This is a genomic window from Streptomyces sp. AHU1 (assembly GCF_045343905.1).
GTDB lineage: Bacteria > Actinomycetota > Actinomycetes > Streptomycetales > Streptomycetaceae > Streptomyces > Streptomyces triticiradicis.
The window spans coordinates 4,579,961-4,596,803 of record NZ_CP174283.1 but is presented as its reverse complement, the minus strand read 5'-3'; the positions used below and the strand labels follow the sequence as shown (position 1 = coordinate 4,596,803).

Sequence of the window (16,843 nt, the reverse complement as noted above, 5' to 3'; positions counted from 1 at the left end):
CTGTTTCAGCCTGCCGCCACAAGCTCGGGTTCACCGGTCGGGGCAGCGTCGCCGAGGGCCGCGAGGTACCGCTCGGCATCCAGGGCGGCGGCGCAGCCGGAGCCGGCCGCGGTGATGGCCTGGCGGTAGATGTGGTCCACCACGTCGCCGGCGCCGAAGACACCGGGGATGTTGGTGCGGGTGGTGGGCGCCTGGGTCTTGAGGTAACCCTCGCCGTCCAGTTCGAGCTGGCCGGCGAAGAGTTCCGTACGGGGGTCGTGGCCGATGGCGACGAACAGGCCCGTCGCGTCGAGGTCGCGCGTCTCGCCGGTCAGGACGTCGCGCAGGACCAGGCCGGAGAGCATGCCGCCGCTCTCCTTGATCTCGGCGACCTCGCTGTCGAAGGCGAAGGAGATCTTCTCGTCGGCGAAGGCCCGGTCCTGCATGGCCTTGGAGGCGCGCAGGGTGGAGCGGCGGTGGACGATGGTGACCGAGCGGGCGAAGCGGGTGAGGAAGGTGGCCTCTTCCATGGCGGTGTCGCCACCGCCGACCACGACGATGTCGCGGTCGCGGAAGAAGAACCCGTCGCAGGTGGCGCACCAGGAGACTCCGCGGCCGGAGAGGGTGTCCTCGTTCGGCAGGCCGAGCTTGCGGTAGCCGGAGCCGGTCGCGATGATCACGGCCCTCGCGCGGTGGACGGTTCCCTCGGAGTCGGTCAGCAGCTTGATGTCGCCGCTGAGGTCGACGGAGACGATGTCGTCATCGATCATCTCGGCGCCGAACTTCTCCGCCTGGGCCCGCATATTGTCCATCAGGTCCGGGCCGTCGATGCCGCTGGGGAAGCCGGGGAAGTTCTCGACCTCGGTGGTCGTGGTGAGCGAACCGCCGACGAATATGGAGCTGCCGAACAGCAGCGGCTTCAGCTGTGCGCGGGCGGTGTAGAGAGCCGCGGTGTAGCCGGCCGGGCCGGAGCCGATGATGATGACCTCGCGCACGTCCTGGGCGCCTGTCGGGTTGGTCGTCATGATGCGGTCAGCTCTCCTGCTTCTTCGCGTCGATCTCGGCGATGAGGCCCTCGATCAGGCCCTTGATCTCGTCCCGGATGGGGCGTACGGCCTCCACGCCCTGGCCGGCCGGGTCCTCCAGCTGCCAGTCCAGGTAGGTCTTGCCGGGGAAGTACGGGCAGGCGTCCCCGCAGCCCATGGTGATGATGTAGTCGGAGGCCTGGGCGGCCTCGGTGGTGAGGACCTTCGGCTTCTGGTCGGAGATGTCGATCCCCAGCTCGGCCATCGCGGCGACGGCGGAGGGGTTGATCTGGTCTCCGGGCACGGAGCCGGCGGAGCGGACCTCGACCCGGTCGCCCGCGAGGTGGCGCAGGAATCCGGCGGCCATCTGCGATCGGCCTGCGTTGTGGATGCAGACGAACAGCACGGATGCGAGCGGGGTGGAGGACATCGTCTCTTCCTTCAATCCAATGACTCAGCCCGGACTGGTATCAGCCCCGAGTGATGTGAGAGTATCAGCACATGATGATGTCAGTCGACACTGATCTGTTCCGGGTTCTGGCCGACCCGCTCAGGCTCCAGATCGTCACTCTCCTGGCCAAGGAGACCCTTTGCGCCACCCACCTTGTGGAGGAGACGGGTGCCAAGCAGACGAACCTCTCGAACCACCTGAAGGTGCTGCGCGAGGCGGGGGTCGTGGAGACGGAGCCGTGCGGAAGGTTCGTGTACTACCGCGTGCGTCCTGAGGTCATCGAATCCATCGCCGGTCAATTCGCCGACCTCGCTCAGACCGCGCGTGCCACCGCCGAAGCGAACCTCAAGCGGGCCTGTCCGTAGCCCGGAGTCGCTCTTTTGCCTCATCTGCCCGAGGAGAACCTGTCTTGACCGCCACTGAGCCCGTCGGCACCGCCCCTGCGGCGGAGACCGTCATGGCCGCCGACACGGCGCCGCAGCCCGCGCCCGGCGCGACCCCGCCCCGTACCCCGCTGATCGCCCGCGCGGCCGCCGAGCTGGTCGGCACCGCCGCCCTGGTCGCGGTCGTGGTCGGCTCCGGCATCCAGGCCACCGAGCTCACCCAGGACGTGGCCCTCCAGCTCCTGGCCAACTCCACCGCCACGGTCTTCGGCCTCGGCGTACTGATCGCTCTCCTCGGCCCGGTGTCCGGCGCCCACTTCAACCCGGCCGTCACCCTGGCCGAGTGGTGGAGCGCCCGCCGCGGCGGCGCAGGCGTCACCGCCCGCGAGCTCGCCGTGTACGTGCCCTCCCAGATCGTCGGCGCCATCGCGGGCGCCATCCTGGCGGACGCGATGTTCGGCGAGCCGCTCGTGAAGTGGTCCACCCACGACCGCTCCGCCGGTCACCTCCTCCTCGGTGAGGTCGTCGCCACCGCCGGCCTGATCCTGCTGATCTTCGGCCTGGCCCGTACCGACCGCCTCCGTTTCGCCCCCGTAGCCGTCGCCTCGTACATCGGCGCCGCCTACTGGTTCACCTCGTCCACCTCCTTTGCCAACCCGGCCGTCACCATCGGCCGCGCCTTCACCGACACCTTCGCCGGCATCGCACCGGCTTCGGTCCCGGCCTTCATCGGCGCGCAGCTGGCGGGCGCGGTCGTGGGCCTGGCTCTGGTGGCGGTCATCTTCATGCGCGGCGAGACCGACAGCGGGCAGTCCGCCGCATGACGCGGCACGCGGATGTGGTGGTGGTCGGCGGCGGCCAGGCCGGACTCGCCGCTGGCTACTACCTGCGCCGGGCGGGCATCGACTTCACCATCCTCGACGCTCAGGCCACCCCAGGCGGAGCCTGGCAGCACGCCTGGGACTCGCTGCACCTGTTCTCCCCGGCTGCCTACTCCTCGCTGCCCGGTCGGCTCATGCCCGTGCAGGCAGGCAAGACGTTCCCGGACGTGTCCCACGTACTGGATTACCTCGCCGACTACGAGAAGCGGTACGAACTCCCGATCCAGCGGGGCGTCCACGTCGAGGCCGTCCACGACCAGGCACCTCTCCTGCGCGTCCAGACAGACTCCGGCGCTTTCACGGCCCGCGCCGTGATCAGCGCGACCGGCACCTGGTGGCGTCCCTTCCTGCCGGCCGTTCCCGGCCGCGAGCACTTCCAGGGCCGCCAGCACCACACGGTGGACTACCGCAGCCCGCGGGACTACGCGGGACAGCGCGTCATCGTGGTGGGAGGCGGCAACTCCGGTGCTCAGATCGCCGCCGACCTCGCCCCGCACGCCACCGTCCGCTGGGTCACCCAGCGCCCGGCCCGCTATCTCCCGGACGAGATCGACGGGAGCGCCCTCTTCGAAATCGCCACCCGGCGTGTCCAGTCCGGCGGCTCCCGCATCTCGGACCTCGGCGACATCGTCGCCGTCCCGCCCGTACGCGCCGCCCGCGACGCCGGCCTCATCCCGGACCACCGGATGTTCGACAGCCTGGCGGCCGACGGAGCCCGCTGGGCCGACGGCGGTATCTGGCCCTGCGACGCGATCATCTGGTGCACGGGGTTCCGCCCCACCCTCTTGCACCTGTCGTCCCTGGGCCTGCGCGCCGGGGGTGGCCGTATCCCCACCGAGGGCACCCGCGCCGTAGCCGACCCCCGGATCCACCTCCTCGGCTATGGCGACTGGACCGGCCCCGCCTCCGCCACCCTCATCGGCGTCGGCCGCACAGCCCGCGGAGCCGTCCGCGAGATCGCCGAACTCCTCGGCGCCTGAAACCGCCCAGGAGCGGGAATCGTCGCAGTGGACAGGTGCGAATGATGAACGAGATGGCGATGGACCGGCAGGCCGTGTCCGCGGACTACGAACACGCCCGGCAAACCTTCCACGCCCTGCTCGACGCCGCCACGAAAGCCGACCTCGCCCGTCCCACTCGCGGTACCCGGTGGACCAACGAGCAGTTGCTGTGGCACATGCTCTTCGGCTACATGGTCGTCCGGGTGCTGCTGGTCCTCACCCGCGTCTTCGGGCGGCTGCCCCGCAGCACCAGCAGGGTCTTCGCCCGCGCGCTGAATGCTGCAACGGTCCCGTTCCACTGGGTCAACTACATCGGCCCGTGCGGGGCGGTGAAGGTCTTCGGGCCGCGCCGGACGGGTGCCGCGTTCGACCGGGTCATCGACTCCCTGCACCGCCGGCTCGCGGTGGAATCCGATGCCGACCTGGCCCGAGGCATGCACTACCCCGTCCGCTGGGACCCCTTCTTCCAGGACTTCATGACGCTCGCCGACATCTACCGCTACCCGACCCGGCACTTCGACTTCCACCGCCGCCAGCTCACCCTGAACGGTGAGGTCAGCTGATCCGCGGGCTCCGGCGCTCGAGCAGGACCACGTCGCGCCACACGCCGTGGTGGCGGCCGATGCGCTCACGGGTACCGATGACACGGAAGCCGGCCCGCTCGTGGACGGCGAGGCTGGCGGCGTTCTCGGGGAAGATCCCGGACTGGATCGTCCAGATCCCCGCTGCTTCGGTGGAGGCGATCAGTGCGTGCAGAAGCGCCCTGGCGACGCCTTGTCCGCGGGCGCCGGGGTGTACGTAGACGGAATGTTCGACCACGCCTGCGTACGCGCAGCGGTCGGAGACCTTGGTGGTCGCCACCCAGCCGATGGCCTTGCCCGACTCGTCGAGTGCGGCGAAGCGGTGATCCGAGAGTTTGGCCGCATCGAAGTCCGCCCAGGTGGGTGCCGTGGTCTCGAAGGTGGCGTTTCCCTCGTCGATGCCCGCCTGGTAGATCGCGAGGACCTCCTCGGCGTGCACCTCGCCGAGAGGCGTGATCACCACGCTCACGCGGCACCCGCGCGGGTCAGGAGCTGCCCCATGGCGGCGAGGACCGCGGGCTCCACCCGGTAGAAGACCCAGGTGCCCCGGCGCTCGGAGGAGAGCAGGCCGGCCTCCTTGAGCTTCTTCAGGTGGTGGGAGACGGTCGGCTGGGAGACGCCGACGTCGGAGATGTCGCACACGCACGCCTCGCCGCCCTCGTGCGAGGCGACGAGGGAGAAGAGGCGCAGTCGCACCGGATCGCCGAGGGCTTTGAACATCGCGGCGGTCCGCTCTGCTTCCTCGGCAGTCAGCGGCCGCTCGGTCAGAGGCGGGCAGCACGGGGCCACCGGCCCGGAGATCTCGGGTTCCAGCAGCGGCAACACCTTCGTATTCGACATGCATCTATGTTGACACACATCGAACCAACCCGGTAAGGGCCGGATCGGCCGCCTCGCCTCACCCTCACCCACGGAGAGAATTCGATGAATGTCTATGTTGACGCTCGTCGAATCAGGTGCCATGCTGACGGTACAAGCCATCGACGGATGTCGAAACAACGAGGAGTCGACCGTGAACGCGCCCGCCACCACCGAGCTGCCCGTCGTCGTGATCGGAGCCGGCCCCGCCGGACTCGCGGCCGCCGCCCATCTGGTCGACCGCGGTCTCACCCCCCTGGTCCTGGAAGCCGGTCCCGTCGCCGGCGCGGCGGTGCGCGAGTGGGCGCACGTGCGGCTGTTCTCCACCTGGGGCGAGGTCACCGACCCTGCCGCCGAAAAGCTGCTCGCCCCGACCGGATGGGTGAAGCCGGAAGCGACCACCTACCCCTCCGGCGGGGACTGGGCCGAGCGGTACCTCCAGCCGCTGGCCGACGTCCTCGGCGAGCGGGTGCGCTTCGGCGCCACCGTCACCGGCGTCTCCCGGGCCGGCCGGGACCGGATCGTGGACGCCGACCGCGAGGCCCAGCCGTTCGTCGTCCACGTCACCCACGCCGACGGCCGCGAGGAGCGGCTGTTCGCCCGCGCGGTCATCGACGCCTCCGGCACCTGGACCACCCCGGGCCCGGCCGGAGCCAGCGGCCTGCCGGCCCTCGGCGAGAAGGCCGCCTCCGACCGGATCACCTACCGCGTACCCGACCTGAAGGATCCGGCCGTCCGCGCCCGGTACGCGGGCAAGCGGACCGCTGTCATCGGCTCCGGCGCCTCCGCCTTCACCGCGCTCGCTTACCTCGCCGACCTCGCCGAGTCCGAGGACGGCAGCGGCACCAAGGGCGTGTGGATCCTGCGCCGGGGCATCTCAGGCTCCACCTTCGGCGGCGGCACCGCCGACCAGCTCCCCGCCCGTGGCGCCCTCGGCCTCGCCGCCAAGGCGGCCGTCGATGACGGCCACGCCGACGCGGTCACCGGCTTCCGCACCGACGCCGTCGAGCGCGCCGCCGACGGCCTCCTGGTCCTCGTCGGCGAGGACGGCCGCCGCCTCGACCCGGTCGACGAGGTCATCGTCCTCACCGGCTTCCGCCCCGACCTGTCCTTCCTGTCCGAGCTCCGCCTCGGCCTCGACGAGCGCCTCCAGGCCCCCGTCGAGCTGGCCCCGCTCATCGACCCCAACCAGCACTCCTGCGGCACCGTCTACCCGCACGGAGTCAAGGAGCTCTCCCACCCGGAGAAGGACGTCTACCTGGTCGGCATGAAGTCCTACGGCCGCGCCCCCACCTTCCTGGCGATGACCGGCTACGAGCAGGTCCGCTCCATCGCCGCCGCCCTCGCCGGCGACCAGGAGGCCGCCGAACGCGTCGAGCTGACCCTGCCGGAAACCGGAGTCTGCGGCGGAGCAGGCCTCTTCGACGACCCCACCGCGGCCCAGGACAGCGACGGCGGAGGCTGCTGCGCCGCCCCGGCCACCCTCCAGATCGGCGTCGGCGCCCCGGCCTCCTCCGGCGGCTGCTGACCCACGGCTCCAGACCCGCCATCCCACCCATCACCCAGCAGGAGGCTCGCCATGTCCCGCGTACAGCTCGCCCTCCGCGTCCCCGACCTCGCCGCATCCATCGCCTTCTACACCAAGCTGTTCGGCACCGAGCCCGCCAAACTCCGCGACGGCTACGCCAACTTCGCCATCGCCGAGCCCCCGCTCAAGCTCGTCCTGATCGAAGGCACCGCGGGGGAGGACACCCGCATGGACCACCTCGGCGTCGAGGTCGAGACGACCGAGGCGGTGCACGGCGCCACCGCCCGCCTGGCCGAGGCCGGCCTGGCCACCGACGTGGAGAACGACACCACCTGCTGCTACGCCCTCCAGGACAAGGTCTGGGTCCACGGCCCCGGACAGGAACCCTGGGAGGTCTACGTCGTGAAGGCCGACGCCGACACCCTCGCCAAGCAACAGGGCAGCACCTGCTGCACCGGCCCGAGCGAGGAAACGACGGCCGAGGCGGCCTCGACGGCAAGCTGCTGCTGACCGTTGACGACCGACCTTCAGGCCAGCGGGGCCGCGACCGGAGCCGGGGACCGGTCGCGGCCCCGCGCCGCCCTGCCCGCCCTGTGCGTCACCCAGATCACCAGCTGGGGCATCGTCTACTACGCCTTCCCCGTGCTTCTTCCGCGCTTGACAGCGGACACCGGCTGGTCGAGGGGCGCGACGACCGCGGCATTCTCAGCAGCCCTGCTCACTTCGGCCCTTGCGGGGATACCTGTCGGCCGCATCCTCGACCGGCGGGGGCCTCGCGCCGTGATGACCACCGGCTCACTGCTCGCTGTCGTGTCAGTCCTGAGCATCGCCGCGGCCCCCAACTTCTACGTCTTCGCGGCGGCCTGGCTCATGGCCGGTACAGCCATGGCGGCCACGTTCTACCAGCCCGCCTTCGCCGCACTCACGCGCTGGTGGGGCCCCGACCGCATCCGAGCCCTCACCCTCGTCACCCTCGCCGGCGGCCTGGCCAGCACCGTGTTCGCACCGATCACCGCAGCGCTTGGCGACCACCTCGGGTGGCGTGCCACCTACGGCGTGCTCGCGGCCGTTCTGGCAGCCGTCACCGTTCCGGCCCACGCCCTGGCCCTGCGAGCCCCGTGGCCACCCGCACCGGAGACAGCAGTGGCCCCCGACCGCACGCCGATCGCCCGCAGCCGCCCCTTCCTGCTCCTCGCAACGGCCTTGACCTGTTCCGGGTTCGCCATGTACGCGGTCGTCTTCGGGATGGTCCCTCTGATGATCGAGCGCGGTGCCACTCCCGCAACGGCCGCCTGGGCACTGGGACTGGGCGGAGCCGGACAGACCCTCGGACGCACCCTGTACGCCGCCCTCGCCCGCGCGACCAGCGCTACGACCCGCACGGCCGTCCTGATCGCAGCGGGCGGAGCCACCACCACGGCCCTGGCCCTCGTGCACGGCCCCATCCCGCTGCTGATCCTGCTGGCTGTTCTCGCCGGAGTCGTACGCGGCAATCTCACCCTGCTCCAGGCCACGGCCGTCAGCGACCGCTGGGGAACATCGCACTACGGGCGGCTCTCCGGGCTCCTGAGCGCCCCGGCCACCGTGGCGGCGGCCCTCGCCCCCTGGGCCGGTGCGACCCTGGCCGGCCCTCTGGGCGGCTACGACGGACTGTTCCTCGCTCTTTCTGTGCTTTCCGGGGCGGCCGCCGTACTGGCCCTCGCCTCGGGTCAGGCCGCATCGACCCGGCGTGAAGCCGGTCCGCCGGGCTCTCACCCGCGCACGTGAGCCGCTTGAACTTTCCGCGGCCCCCCTTCCCCGCCACGTGCCGCCACGGCCCTGCGGCACCGCACACAGCCCTGTGCGTCATGACTTGGCGACGCTCCCTCGTCATGTCATCGCGCCCGCCCAGGGACCCGGAAGTACTCGGCACCTGCAGGACCCACCCTGCAGTCGAGAACAGCGGCAGAGCCAAGAACAAGGCGACAGGGGGAACCGGGGAAGCCCCTCCCTCAAGCCCCGTGAGGCGGACAGGCCTTCCCGCACAACCGTGCAGTACGGCATATGCCCCACTATTCCGGGGTCGACACGCACTGGAGCCGCCGCTTCCTCAGACAGGGCTACCTATTCCTGATCACTGCAATTGCCAACGATAGGGGACATGCACACACAGGCCTTGTCCGACGACAGGCATACCCCGAGGAAGCGGATCATCCACATCCGGGCAATGGACAGGACATCACATTCCCGTCAGGCCTGCGCCACAGCGCCATGCCGACTTTCCTTCCCGGAACATGCAGCGGCCAGGGTAATTGATCAGGTCGCCACATCAGGTGAACAAGCCCTTGCGGATTGGGTATGTTGCGCCCTCTCATAGATAGGGTTCTGGAATGATCGAAAGCCTTCCCTGGGAAGACGTCGCCGGCAATCCGGAGAAGTTCATCGAGCTCCTGGAGGAGAAGGAGGCGGAGCTGCAACGGGAAACGCACAAGGTCCGCATGGAGCTGCGCCTCGTACGTCAGATCAAGAAGCAGATGGATATCGCGGCCGAGTGGCGCGAGTCCGGTATCCCCGAGCAGCGCCAGGCAGAGCCGGGCCACGACAACCCCGTGCCGCCCGCTTCCACGGAGGGGAAACCACCCAGCCGCAAGGACCGCATCCTCTACCTCATGAGCCAAGATCCATCACGAAACTGGAAGGCGTTGGAAATGACTGACGCCCTGAACGAGACCAATAAAGGAAAGAGCGTTCGAGTCGCGCTGGACGAGCTGTCCCGAAGCGGAAGGATTACGAAACTTCCGAACGCTTTCTATCAGTACACCTAGCGGAACTAGGCCGTCCGGAATAAACGGAAAGGCCGCCACCGAGGAGTAGGGTCCAAGGTGGCGGCCAGTGGCGACGAACCCCACCGAAAACCTTCCAAGCGCCGGATCAGTTCGTCACGTTGCATTTTACGAGCGGCAGCGCGCCGCCGGTAGCACTGCGCGAAAACTGGTCCTGCCCTTCGCCTGAAGGGATGACCGCCTCGTGTTCAGCCTCGAACAGCCCTTCCGTGCCGCGATGACGCGAACCAGCACAGGTACTTCTTGGCTCCCGTCACACTTCTCGGCCGGGCCACAGATCCGTCTCCAGCGCTTTCTCCAGGTTGGCGATGGTCAGCAGATCGGGCCACGCCTCCCCGTTGAGCGCCTTGCTGATGGTGAACCGGGCGACGCCGCTGTTGCGCGACAGCTCCGCGACGGTCCAGCCCTTGCGCTCGATGGCCGCCTGCAGCCCGAGGGCCAGCGCCTGGGCGACGCGCGCTCCGTGGTGCTCTTCCATGACCGCCTCAGGCCACACACCGTCGGCGCAGTAAGCACGCGGCGGCAGGCGACGGGCATTCCCTTGAGGCATGAGGTGAATTCTGGCCCATCCGGTCCTTCCCGGTCGCGCGAGGCTGCCGTCACAGGTACATGTTATTCGAATAGCACTCCGCCTGCCGGAGTGTTGGTGTGGCGACACGTGATGAGCCAGCGGATTGATTCCTACGGCCCGTCCGGCTCCCCCGCGGGGTGGAGCCGCGTCGGCGACGAAGTGCGCCGCGTCGTCCGTCTCGCCGACCCTCTGCTGCCCTATCAGGCTCGTGAACTGCTCTCCGCTCTGGCTCAGTTGGCTCTCTTCTGCAACGGCGAGGGCCTTCCCGGAAAGGCCGAGGTGTGGCTGTCCCGTGAGGTGATCGAGCGGTTCATCGCGGTCGGTTGCCCCAACGTGAGACCGAGCACCCGCGGCAACTACCGGACCAGGCTCCTGCGGCTCAGCGAGATCGTCCTGGGCGGCCAGTGCCGGACCGGGAAGCCCGCCAAGCTGTCGGCATCGGTGCCCAACAGCCCGTACAGCCCCACTGAACTCGCGGACCTGTGGGGCTGGGGCAGCGGCCAGCCCACCGAGGAGCTTCGGTGGGGCTGCAAGACGCTCATGGCGCTCGGACTCGGCGCCGGCCTCGACTCACCGGAGGTCATTCCCCTGCGCGTCCACGACATCCGCAGGGTCTCAGGCGGCGGCCCGGTCGTCGTAGCCACGCGTGGCACCCGGAAGAGGGAGATCCTCTGCCGCCGTCCCTGGGAAGGAGTCCTGGCCTCCGCCGCCGACCGCCTCGACACCGCAGGAACCGCCCAATACCTGTTCCGCCCCAACTGCTACAGCCGCGGCACCAACACCGTCACGAACTTCCTGGCCCGCACGCAGCCCGGCCCGAACGTCCCCCGTCTGGTCATGGGCCGTCTCAGGTCCACGTGGCTGGCCGAACTCTTCGAAGAGCGGCTGCCCATCACCGTCATCGTGGCCGCGGCCGGCGTCGACACCCTCCACGGCCTCTCCCGCATCCTGCCGTTCCTGCGTGCCGTCCCCGCCGAAGAAGCCGCCCGCCTGCTGCGAGGCAGCCGATGACGGCGCCACGCAGCCTGCCCAGCGATCGCCACGAGCGCCTCCTGGCGATGCGCGCCGAGCGCAGACTCATCGACGACGCCGACGTCGAGGCGGCGGTCGAGGAAGTCGACAGCAGCCGGCTCGTCCCGCTGCTGGAGGAGTTCGTCCACCTCCCGCGCGGCCGGCACCGCACCCTGCGCCTCAGAAGCCTCCTGGTGGGCCTCCACCTCTGTGCCCAGGACACCGTCGGCAAGATCGTCCTGGAACGGGTCACGGACATCCTGTACTTCCGCATGAGCCCGCACCTGCGCGCCCGGCTCGACATACCCGAGTACGAAGACCACGACCAGGGATTCGAAGCGGCCTATGCGGTCGTCCGGCGTCTCTTCCACGCGATGAAGGACGCGATGAACCCCTCCCCGCTGCCGTCCAACGGGCACCTCGCACGCGAGAAGGCGAACGCGCTGACGGCTGCGGCCGACGTCGAGGACCTGGCGGAGCGGGAACGGCGGCTGGCGCTGTTCACCGAATTCGTGCTGGACGCCTCCGTGCGCCCCCTCCACGGCCTGCTGGCAGACCTGGCGGAGGTCTCCCTGGGTGTGGACGCCACCCCCGTCCGCACGTTCTCCCGCGGCCGCCGCACGAACGGGCCCGAGCTCGCCACCGACCCCGACGCCGGCTGGTACTCACGTGAAGGCGACCACAAAGATCCCGATGCGCCGGTGTCCGATTCCATGCGCCCTCCTCCGTCAGCCGCCACGAAGGGCAAGGCCAATACCTCTCCGGGCAGGAAGAAGACCTCGCTCAAGAAGGAGAAGAAGACCCCACTCAAGAAGAAGTACCTCTTCGGTTACGACGCCCATCTCGTCGTGACCCGCGACGCCGAGCACGACGCCGTACTCCTCGACGACGGCACCCCGAACCCAGAAGTCCTCCCGGTCGTCGTCCTGGGGATGGCCCTCGACAAGCCCGGCCAGCGCCCCGCGTACAACGGCGTGAAGATCCTCGACCGGCTCCGCGAGCGGGGATACCGGCCCGGCTACCTGGCCGGAGACCGCGCCTACAACAACTCCGAGCCCGACGAGTGGCAGCTCCCGGTCCGGGCCATGGGCTACAAGCCCGTCTACGACTACCGAGTGAACCAGCTCGGCAAGCAGGCCTCGTCGGACGGCGCGATCCTCGTCGAGGGCCGCTGGTACTGCCCGTCCATGCCCGAACCCCTCATCACCGCCACCATCGACCTGCACGCCGAACGCATCGACCAGGAGACCTGGGTCAGACTGATCGCAGCCCGCCGCGGCTACCGCGTCATGCCCAAGGAAAACGCCGACGCCGATGGTCACCAGCGGATGATGTGCCCCGCCGAAGCGGGCAAGGCCCAGTGCCCGATCAAGCCGTACACCCTCGGCCGCGGCATCCACCTTCCGCTCGTCGCCCCCGAGCCCAGCCCGGCGGGCCCGCTCAAGGTCTGCCGACAGCACACGATCACCGTCAGCCCGGAAGCCGGCGCCAAGCACTGGCAGTCCCTGGACTACGGCAGCCCGAAGTGGCAGAAGATCTACTTCCGGCTCCGCAACAGCGTCGAGAGTTACAACGGATACGCAAAGAATCCACTGGCCGAGAGCATCGAAGCCGCGGGCTCACGCCGCATCCGCGGCATCGCCGCCCAGACAATCCTCCTGGCCTTCCAGCTCGCCCACGCCAACCGCCGCAAGATCCAGAAGTGGCTCGAGACACTGGCGCTCGGCGATGAACGTCCTCGCCGTCGAACCCACCACAGGCAGAAACGCAAAGCCGCCGGAACCTGGACACCCACAGGTCATCTGTTGAGAGCCGGCTGACTCGGCCGACCTCGCCCAGCATCAACCCGGCCAACAACCAGGAGCAAAAAAGCAGGGCCCTGACCGTGAGATACCTCACGGTCAGGGCCCTGCTCACGTTCGCCGTCCGGACCGGACAGTCCACCGTCACAACGCGAAACGGGCCCCACCGGGACTTTCGTCTCCGGTGAAGACCCGTTTCGTCGGTTCTTCCTGGTGCGCGAGGGGGGAGTTGAACCCCCACGCCCTTGCGGGCACTGGAACCTGAATCCAGCGCGTCTGCCTATTCCGCCACCCGCGCATTGGGTGTGTCTTCCGTCTCCCGCTTTCGCCGCGGGCGCCTTCCGACATGCAGAAGATTAGCACGCTGCCAGGGGTGGGATCACATCCCTTTCCCCCGCCCCTCCCGCCCGCCCCCCGGACCCGGCGCTCCCCGCCGTCCGCGGGCCCGGTGCCCTTGCCCCGCCCGGCCTCGCCGCCCCGGCCGCTCCGGACCCCGCGCGGGCGTCCCTCCCGCCGGCGCCCCGGCCCGCGTCACACGTTCCGGACCGAACCTGTTCACGTATCAACCTCGTACCGGTCCAGCGCATCTCTCCAGGAGACGGACGGGCCGCACAGTCAGGTGCGGGACACTGGTCGTGAGGCGCCTCTACGATCCATGGCAGAAGCAGTGCCGGGAAGAGTTCGAAGAGGGGCCTCTCAGGGAACTTCGGGAGGGGACTTCGGAAGGTGTCGACAACCAGTCGACCGTGCCGACAGGGGGAACCAGCCGATTTCCCGACGCGTGGATACGATCAGTAAGCAGTACCAGCAAGGCCGGTCAGGCCGGCTGGTCCAGCAGGGCCAGGAAGACGACAGCAAGCTGTACCAGGACGGCAACGAAGGAGGAGGTGCCCCATGGGAGTCCTGAAGAAGTTCGAGCAGCGTCTCGAAGGTCTGGTCAACGGCACCTTCGCCAAAGTGTTCAAGTCCGAGGTCCAGCCCGTGGAGATCGCCGGAGCGCTGCAGCGCGAGTGCGACAACAACGCCACGATCTGGAACCGCGACCGGACCGTCGTCCCCAACGACTTCATCGTCGAACTGAGCACCCCGGACTTCGAGCGGCTCAGCCCCTACTCCGGCCAGCTCGGCGACGAGCTCGCCGGCATGGTCCGCGACTACGCCAAGCAGCAGCGCTACACCTTCATGGGCCCCATCAAGGTCCACCTGGAGAAGGCGGACGACCTCGACACCGGCCTGTACCGGGTCCGCAGCCGTACGCTCGCCTCCTCCACCGATCAGCAGTCTCCCGAGCGCGCCCCCGCGGGCCCCGCCCCGGCGGGCCCCCGCGGAGCCCAGGGCGGCTACGGCTACCCGCCCTCGGCCGCTCCCCCCATGCCGTCCGCACCGCCGCCCGGCGGCCGTCCGGGCATGGCACCCATGGGTGCCCGGCCCCCGGCCGGGCCTGCGGCGGGCGGCCGTATGCGGCACTGGGTCGAGATCAACGGCTCACGCCACCAGATCTCCCGCCCGACGCTGGTGCTGGGCCGCAGCACCGAAGCCGACGTGCGGATCGACGACCCCGGCGTATCGCGCCGGCACTGTGAGATCCGGACCGGAACGCCCTCGACGATCCAGGATCTCGGGTCCACCAACGGCATCGTGGTGGACGGGCAGCACACCACCCGCGCTACGCTCCGCGACGGCTCGCGGATCGTCGTGGGCAGCACCACCATCATTTACCGGCAAGCCGAAGGGTGAAGCGGGGGCAATGTCAGAGCTGACCCTCACGGTCATGCGGCTGGGTTTCCTGGCCGTACTGTGGCTGTTCGTGATCGTGGCCGTGCAGGTCATCCGCAGCGACCTGTTCGGAACGCGCGTCACACAGCGCGGCTCGCGCAGGGAAGCCGCGAGGCCCCAGCAGGCCGCGCGGCAGGCCGCGCCTCCGCAGCAGCGCCAGCAGCAGCCGCCCAGCGGCGGCGGGCGCCAGCGCCGCGGCGCACCGACCAAGCTGGTCGTCTCCGAGGGCACCCTCACGGGCACCACCGTGGCCCTGCAGGGACAGACCATCACCCTGGGCCGGGCGCACGACAGCACCATCGTGCTGGACGACGACTACGCGTCCAGCAGGCATGCCAGGATCTACCCCGACCGGGACGGCCAGTGGATCGTCGAGGACCTCGGCTCCACCAACGGCACGTATCTCGACCGGAGCCGGCTGACGACCCCGACGCCCGTTCCGCTGGGCGCGCCGATCCGCATCGGCAAGACCGTCATCGAGCTGCGGAAGTAGTACGACAATGAGCGAGCGGAGCGAGCACGCAGTGGCGGTCCACACAAGGGACCCCGGCGCGCTCCCGACCGGAGGGTGGGCACCGTGCGGATGTACCCGGAGCCGACGGGCGAGGTGCGCATGAGTCTGTCACTGCGCTTCGCCGCCGGATCGCACAAAGGCATGATCCGCGAGGGCAACGAGGACTCGGGCTACGCCGGTCCCCGCCTGCTCGCGATCGCCGACGGGATGGGCGGCCAGGCCGCCGGTGAGGTCGCCAGCTCCGAGGTGATCTCCACCATCGTCGCCCTCGACGACGACGTGCCCGGATCCGACATCCTCACCTCGCTCGGCACCGCCGTGCAGCGTGCCAACGACCAGCTCCGGCTGATGGTCGAGGAGGACCCGCAGCTCGAGGGCATGGGCACCACGCTCACCGCCCTGCTGTGGACCGGCCAGCGGCTCGGTCTCGTCCACGTCGGCGACTCCCGCGCGTACCTGCTGCGGGACGGCGTCCTGACGCAGATCACCCAGGACCACACCTGGGTGCAGCGCCTCGTCGACGAGGGCCGCATCACCGAGGAGGAGGCCACCACCCACCCGCAGCGCTCCCTGCTGATGCGCGCGCTGGGCAGTGGCGACCACGTCGAACCCGACCTCTCGATCCGCGAGGTCCGCGCCGGCGACCGGTACCTGATCTGCTCCGACGGCCTCAGCGGCGTCGTCTCCCACCAGACGATGGAAGACACCCTCGCCAGCTACCAGGGCCCGCAGGAGACCGTGCAGGAGCTCATCCAGCTCGCGCTGCGCGGCGGCGGCCCCGACAACATCACCGTCATCGTGGCCGACGTCCTCGACATCGACTCCGGCGACACCCTCGCCGCACAGCTCTCCGACACCCCCGTCGTGGTCGGCGCGGTCGCCGAGAACCAGCACCAGCTCCACGACAACGGCGCCATGCAGACCCCCGCCGGCCGCGCCTCCGGCCTCGGCCGGCCCGTGCCCGGACAGGGCGGCGGCGAGTTCGGCCCGCCCGGCAGCGGCGACACCACCGGCTACGCCCCCACCGGCAGCTTCGGCGACTACACCGACGAGGACTTCGTCAAACCGCGCAACGGCCGCAGGTGGCTGAAGCGATCCTTCTACGTCGTCCTGACGCTCGCCGTCCTCGGCGGCGGCCTGTACGGCGGCTACCGCTGGACGCAGACGCAGTACTACGTCGGCGCCCAGGACGAGCACGTCGCGCTCTACCGCGGCATCAGCCAGGACCTCGCCTGGGTCTCGCTCTCAAAGGTGGAGAAGAACCACCCCGAGATCGAACTCAAGTACCTTCCGCCCTACCAGCAGAAGCAGGTCAAGGCGACCATCGCCGAAGGCGGCCTCGCCGACGCGCAGGCGAAGATCGACGAACTCGCCGTGCAGGCCTCCGCCTGCCGCAAGGTCGCCGAACGCCGCGCGGCCGAGAGCAAGAACAGCGCGAAGCCCAGTTCGGGCAAGGCCGACGGAACCACGGGAACCACAAAGACCTCCCTCACGTCCAAGGCCACGTCCAGCCCGAGCCCGACCCCGTCGAGCTCGGCACCCTCGTCCTCCAAGTCCACGACCGCACCCACTCCCACACCCGGCCCCAGCCTCTCCGACGAGGAGCAGAAGCTGGTCTCGCTGTGCGGTAAGCAGTAAGAAGCCGTGAGGGGCCCTGTCA

The 16,843-nt window shown here is 69.6% G+C and carries 18 protein-coding genes and 1 tRNA gene; 13 read left to right on the top strand and 6 right to left on the bottom strand.

Going from position 1 to position 16,843, the window contains the following annotated elements; translation table 11 throughout:
* Positions 1-5: 5 nt before the first annotated feature.
* Entirely contained in the window at positions 6-1,004 is a 999-nt protein-coding gene (gene trxB, locus ACICHK_RS20530; RefSeq protein WP_406838038.1) for a thioredoxin-disulfide reductase, read from the bottom strand.
* 7 nt (positions 1,005-1,011) lie between these two features.
* Positions 1,012-1,434: an arsenate reductase ArsC gene (locus ACICHK_RS20525; RefSeq protein ID WP_328449988.1), complete on the bottom strand. Its 423-nt coding sequence runs from the start codon at positions 1,432-1,434 to the stop codon at positions 1,012-1,014.
* A 71-nt stretch (positions 1,435-1,505) separates the two neighbouring features.
* Between ACICHK_RS20525 and ACICHK_RS20520 the strand changes: the two genes are divergently transcribed.
* From ACICHK_RS20520 to ACICHK_RS20505, 4 genes are read left to right on the top strand one after another with little or no spacing between them, the layout of a single operon-like run.
* Positions 1,506-1,820: an ArsR/SmtB family transcription factor gene (locus ACICHK_RS20520; protein ID WP_406838037.1), complete on the top strand. Its 315-nt coding sequence runs from the start codon at positions 1,506-1,508 to the stop codon at positions 1,818-1,820.
* Positions 1,821-1,864: 44 nt separating this feature from the next.
* Positions 1,865-2,662, top strand: a complete 798-nt coding sequence (locus tag ACICHK_RS20515) for an aquaporin (protein WP_406838036.1) — start codon at positions 1,865-1,867, stop codon at positions 2,660-2,662.
* Positions 2,659-3,699 (top strand): ArsO family NAD(P)H-dependent flavin-containing monooxygenase, encoded by a 1,041-nt coding sequence (locus ACICHK_RS20510; RefSeq protein WP_406838035.1) that lies wholly within the window; start codon positions 2,659-2,661, stop codon positions 3,697-3,699. Before ACICHK_RS20515 ends, ACICHK_RS20510 begins: the two co-directional genes overlap by 4 nt.
* A gap of 41 nt (positions 3,700-3,740) precedes the next feature.
* The gene (locus tag ACICHK_RS20505) at positions 3,741-4,283 is read left to right on the top strand and encodes a DinB family protein (protein WP_406838034.1); all 543 of its coding nucleotides are present in this window, start codon (positions 3,741-3,743) and stop codon (positions 4,281-4,283) included.
* Here ACICHK_RS20505 and ACICHK_RS20500 read toward each other — a convergent pair.
* Positions 4,276-4,770: an N-acetyltransferase family protein gene (locus ACICHK_RS20500; RefSeq protein WP_406838033.1), complete on the bottom strand. Its 495-nt coding sequence runs from the start codon at positions 4,768-4,770 to the stop codon at positions 4,276-4,278. The genes ACICHK_RS20505 and ACICHK_RS20500 overlap by 8 nt on opposite strands.
* A complete protein-coding gene (locus ACICHK_RS20495; protein ID WP_406838032.1) occupies positions 4,767-5,141 on the bottom strand; it encodes an ArsR/SmtB family transcription factor in 375 nt (124 codons plus the stop codon). Before ACICHK_RS20495 ends, ACICHK_RS20500 begins: the two co-directional genes overlap by 4 nt.
* A 172-nt stretch (positions 5,142-5,313) precedes the next feature.
* On the opposite strand from ACICHK_RS20495, the gene ACICHK_RS20490 reads away from it, so the two are divergent.
* From ACICHK_RS20490 to ACICHK_RS20475, 4 genes are all read left to right on the top strand, one after another.
* The gene (locus ACICHK_RS20490) at positions 5,314-6,687 is read left to right on the top strand and encodes an NAD(P)-binding domain-containing protein (RefSeq protein WP_406841274.1); all 1,374 of its coding nucleotides are present in this window, start codon (positions 5,314-5,316) and stop codon (positions 6,685-6,687) included.
* Positions 6,688-6,738: 51 nt separating this feature from the next.
* Complete coding sequence (locus ACICHK_RS20485) at positions 6,739-7,197, top strand: ArsI/CadI family heavy metal resistance metalloenzyme (RefSeq protein WP_406838031.1); 459 nt, start codon at positions 6,739-6,741, stop codon at positions 7,195-7,197.
* A 3-nt stretch (positions 7,198-7,200) separates the two neighbouring features.
* Positions 7,201-8,454 carry an MFS transporter gene (locus tag ACICHK_RS20480; protein ID WP_406838030.1) on the top strand — a complete coding sequence of 418 codons (1,254 nt, stop codon included), beginning with the start codon at positions 7,201-7,203 and terminating at the stop codon, positions 8,452-8,454.
* Between the two features lie 602 nt (positions 8,455-9,056).
* Positions 9,057-9,491, top strand: coding sequence for a hypothetical protein (locus tag ACICHK_RS20475; RefSeq protein WP_406838029.1), 435 nt, complete (start codon positions 9,057-9,059; stop codon positions 9,489-9,491).
* Between the two features lie 271 nt (positions 9,492-9,762).
* Here ACICHK_RS20475 and ACICHK_RS20470 read toward each other — a convergent pair whose 3' ends face one another.
* Entirely contained in the window at positions 9,763-9,987 is a 225-nt protein-coding gene (locus ACICHK_RS20470) for a multiprotein-bridging factor 1 family protein (RefSeq protein WP_406838028.1), read from the bottom strand.
* Between the two features lie 183 nt (positions 9,988-10,170).
* On the opposite strand from ACICHK_RS20470, the gene ACICHK_RS20465 reads away from it, so the two are divergent.
* Complete coding sequence (locus tag ACICHK_RS20465; protein WP_406838027.1) at positions 10,171-11,091, top strand: hypothetical protein; 921 nt, start codon at positions 10,171-10,173, stop codon at positions 11,089-11,091.
* Entirely contained in the window at positions 11,088-12,911 is a 1,824-nt protein-coding gene (locus ACICHK_RS20460) for a hypothetical protein (protein ID WP_406838026.1), read from the top strand. Before ACICHK_RS20465 ends, ACICHK_RS20460 begins: the two co-directional genes overlap by 4 nt.
* 193 nt (positions 12,912-13,104) lie before the next feature.
* Here ACICHK_RS20460 and ACICHK_RS20455 read toward each other — a convergent pair.
* Positions 13,105-13,191: transfer RNA gene (locus tag ACICHK_RS20455), tRNA-Leu, on the bottom strand.
* 596 nt (positions 13,192-13,787) lie between these two features.
* Here ACICHK_RS20455 and ACICHK_RS20450 point away from each other — a divergent pair.
* The 3 genes from ACICHK_RS20450 to ACICHK_RS20440 all read left to right on the top strand — a co-directional run bounded on the left by ACICHK_RS20450 (position 13,788) and on the right by ACICHK_RS20440 (position 16,821).
* Positions 13,788-14,630: a DUF3662 and FHA domain-containing protein gene (locus tag ACICHK_RS20450; RefSeq protein ID WP_151471066.1), complete on the top strand. Its 843-nt coding sequence runs from the start codon at positions 13,788-13,790 to the stop codon at positions 14,628-14,630.
* 10 nt (positions 14,631-14,640) lie between these two features.
* Complete coding sequence (locus ACICHK_RS20445) at positions 14,641-15,162, top strand: FHA domain-containing protein (RefSeq protein WP_151471065.1); 522 nt, start codon at positions 14,641-14,643, stop codon at positions 15,160-15,162.
* A 120-nt stretch (positions 15,163-15,282) separates the two neighbouring features.
* A complete protein-coding gene (locus ACICHK_RS20440) occupies positions 15,283-16,821 on the top strand; it encodes a Stp1/IreP family PP2C-type Ser/Thr phosphatase (RefSeq protein WP_225860647.1) in 1,539 nt (512 codons plus the stop codon).
* Positions 16,822-16,843 lie beyond the last annotated feature (22 nt).

What these genes read in the sequence shown, in the direction of transcription:
- ACICHK_RS20440 (WP_225860647.1), top strand. Translation starts at nt 15,283, where the DNA reads ATGAGTCTGTCACTGCGCTTCGCCGCCGGATCGCACAAAGGCATGATC.
- ACICHK_RS20470 (WP_406838028.1), bottom strand. Translation starts at nt 9,987, where the DNA reads ATGGAAGAGCACCACGGAGCGCGCGTCGCCCAGGCGCTGGCCCTCGGG.
- ACICHK_RS20460 (WP_406838026.1), top strand. Translation starts at nt 11,088, where the DNA reads ATGACGGCGCCACGCAGCCTGCCCAGCGATCGCCACGAGCGCCTCCTG.
- ACICHK_RS20485 (WP_406838031.1), top strand. Translation starts at nt 6,739, where the DNA reads ATGTCCCGCGTACAGCTCGCCCTCCGCGTCCCCGACCTCGCCGCATCC.
- ACICHK_RS20465 (WP_406838027.1), top strand. Translation starts at nt 10,171, where the DNA reads ATGAGCCAGCGGATTGATTCCTACGGCCCGTCCGGCTCCCCCGCGGGG.
- ACICHK_RS20525 (WP_328449988.1), bottom strand. Translation starts at nt 1,434, where the DNA reads ATGTCCTCCACCCCGCTCGCATCCGTGCTGTTCGTCTGCATCCACAAC.
- ACICHK_RS20450 (WP_151471066.1), top strand. Translation starts at nt 13,788, where the DNA reads ATGGGAGTCCTGAAGAAGTTCGAGCAGCGTCTCGAAGGTCTGGTCAAC.
- ACICHK_RS20520 (WP_406838037.1), top strand. Translation starts at nt 1,506, where the DNA reads ATGATGATGTCAGTCGACACTGATCTGTTCCGGGTTCTGGCCGACCCG.
- ACICHK_RS20505 (WP_406838034.1), top strand. Translation starts at nt 3,741, where the DNA reads ATGATGAACGAGATGGCGATGGACCGGCAGGCCGTGTCCGCGGACTAC.
- trxB (WP_406838038.1), bottom strand. Translation starts at nt 1,004, where the DNA reads ATGACGACCAACCCGACAGGCGCCCAGGACGTGCGCGAGGTCATCATC.
- ACICHK_RS20510 (WP_406838035.1), top strand. Translation starts at nt 2,659, where the DNA reads ATGACGCGGCACGCGGATGTGGTGGTGGTCGGCGGCGGCCAGGCCGGA.
- ACICHK_RS20495 (WP_406838032.1), bottom strand. Translation starts at nt 5,141, where the DNA reads ATGTCGAATACGAAGGTGTTGCCGCTGCTGGAACCCGAGATCTCCGGG.
- ACICHK_RS20445 (WP_151471065.1), top strand. Translation starts at nt 14,641, where the DNA reads ATGTCAGAGCTGACCCTCACGGTCATGCGGCTGGGTTTCCTGGCCGTA.
- ACICHK_RS20475 (WP_406838029.1), top strand. Translation starts at nt 9,057, where the DNA reads ATGATCGAAAGCCTTCCCTGGGAAGACGTCGCCGGCAATCCGGAGAAG.